3 protein-coding genes are annotated in these 2,354 nt (G+C 57.2%); all 3 read right to left on the bottom strand.

What is annotated here, in order from left to right; translation table 11 throughout:
• Positions 1-365: 365 nt before the first annotated feature.
• Positions 366-1,079, bottom strand: coding sequence for a GntR family transcriptional regulator (locus AQ996_RS06875; protein WP_055252186.1), 714 nt, complete (start codon positions 1,077-1,079; stop codon positions 366-368).
• Complete coding sequence (locus tag AQ996_RS06870) at positions 1,064-1,831, bottom strand: GntR family transcriptional regulator (protein ID WP_055252185.1); 768 nt, start codon at positions 1,829-1,831, stop codon at positions 1,064-1,066. Before AQ996_RS06870 ends, AQ996_RS06875 begins: the two co-directional genes overlap by 16 nt.
• 35 nt (positions 1,832-1,866) lie before the next feature.
• A partial coding sequence (locus AQ996_RS06865; RefSeq protein WP_055252184.1) for a hypothetical protein occupies positions 1,867-2,354 on the bottom strand: 488 nt, incomplete at its 5' end.

Below are 2,354 nucleotides of genomic sequence, written 5' to 3'. Positions count from 1 at the left end.
CTTCTTGCCCGCCTCGTAGACGTTCCTGCCGTCCTCGAGGTAGCCCTCCTGGTCGAAGTGCATGATCTCGATCTTCTCGGTCTCCTTCATTCCCGCTCCTTTCACGAGCAGTTTGAATTGTCACACGGCCCGGACGGGCTTGCCGTCCCGCCGCACCGCCTAACCTTGTGGTCATCTTGGCCCCAAGCTCAACAATTCAAAGGTTCTTAATACCAGTGAACGATTACAGGTTAGCCGTTTTTAATACCGATTTTTCGATTTCATCCTCCTCTCTCGGTAGACGGTCAGTTTTTGCCGCCCATCGGTCAAGCGACATATGGCCATAAAAGACGAGCGCCCTGCCGTACACAAGGACGCTCTGAACACTAATAGTTGTAGGTATATCCGCCGGCATCGCCGCGGGTAAAAGACTTGGCACACTCGATAACCTGTCCACTCGAGTCATAGGTCAGGCATTCCAGCACGAGGGCCAGGTCGCCCGGCTCAAGATCGAGCAAACTCGCATCGCGTGCGCCCAGCGCCTCAATATCGAGCTTCTCAATCGATTTATCTGGCTTTCGGCCCAACATGTCATAGGTCTCATACAGGCTGAAAACCGATATGTCCACGTCTTCGATGCCAGGGAACAGCAGACACGGGATCAGCGTCATCTCGATCGACACGGGTTCACCATCAATGCAGTTAAGACGGCGCACCGAGTAGAGCAGATCGTCCTCGCCGATACCAAACAAGTCGGCATAATACGGGCCGGCATAGCGTTTGGAGCGCGCCAGGATGCGCACCGACGGCGTCGCGCCCGAAGCTAAAACCGACTGACGGAAGCCGCCCTTGCGAGCGTGCTCGTCAAACCACTTGTGCCCCACAAAGGCGCCCTTGCCCTGCACGCGACGAATCTGGCCACTTTTGACCAGCTCATCCATGGCGCTGCGGATGGTCAGGCGCGTCGTGCCAAACTCCTCGGCCAGCTCATTTTCGGACGGAATCATCGAGCCCGTCGGATAGTCACCGCGCTCGATTCGCTCCGCAATGCAGCGGCGAATTTGCTTGTAAACCGGCAAGTCTTCTACTGCCTCAGCCATTCGACACCCACCTTCGTCGCAACGCCGTCTGCCTCACCGTTATCGGCAAATCGATACTTGGTCGGCAGGGTCACGGACTTGCAATACTCGACAAAGCCATCGTTCTCATCGCGCTCGTGCGAAGCCTTATAAAACACCGGGGCGCCCTCCTGGGCATCCAGCAACTTGGCCTCGTCGGCGTTCAGACGGCTGATGGAAATATGCTCCTTGCCGTGCGACACGCGGACATTCCCCTCTTTGAGCAAAACGTCGTAGAGGCTCTCCTGCTCGAAATCGTGATCGGGAAGCGAGGGACACAAAGACAGATTGACGTATGCCGTCTCGATCGACGCCGGGGAACCATTGACCACGCGCACGCGCCGAATGCAGAAGAGCGGCATGCCCAGCTCGATTTGGGCCTTTTGGGCCAGGTCGATATCGGCGTACACGACCTTGGAGCATACCAGGCGTGCGGTTGACTTTGAGCCGACCCTCTCCACCGCCTGCGTATAGTTCCACGTTTCCTGAAAGATGTTCAGCGGCTTGGGCGGGCACACATAGGTGCCCGAACCGCGGCGGCTTTCCAAGGTTCCGCACGAAATGAGACGCGTGATCGCAGCGCGCAACGCCGTGCGGGACACGCCCAGCTCTTCACAGAGCACGCGCTCGGCGGGCAGCCGGTCGCCACCCTGCAGGTCATAATGTTTGATATACCAAAGAATGCCCTCAAAGGCGCGATCTTTGGGCGGAATCGCATATGGTTCACTCGACATGGGTAAGGCTCCTCGACCGCTTGATGCTGCGGGCATCATTGCTCCGAACGCCCCATGGCGTCGAAGGCTTCTTTGATCTGTTCCGCAACGTTCCGATACGACCGATATAGGCCGCAGTCTCGCTTGACTTCGCCCGCAGTCACAGGAATCTCAAGCTTCGAAATCTCATCCTCGCCGGTTTGCACGGCAACGACGACACCCATACCAAGGCACATGTTACGCTTGGCGGCATTGTTTTTGGTAGCCTGAGCTGGGTTAATCAAAATCTGCTGAGCGAGCTCTCGATTGCTGAGCTGCGGCACATCCTCGGGATTTCCGGTCTCGACAATCTCGCATTGCAGCACATCCGCGTAGTCAAAAATCCTCGGGGTCGCGCCGCGCTGATGCACGGCCCACTTGCGACGCGTGGCATCCTGGTAGATAGCCGGCAAAAACGTAAAGCGCGGCGGGTCCAAAATCGTGTCCGTGATGGTAAACACATCGGGATCAAAGGCATCCTGCGGGTTTTTCTTCTTGAACAGCC

Source organism: Collinsella aerofaciens (assembly GCF_001404695.1).
GTDB classification, from domain to species: domain Bacteria; phylum Actinomycetota; class Coriobacteriia; order Coriobacteriales; family Coriobacteriaceae; genus Collinsella; species Collinsella aerofaciens_E.
This window is presented reverse-complemented; position numbering and strand designations above follow the sequence as displayed.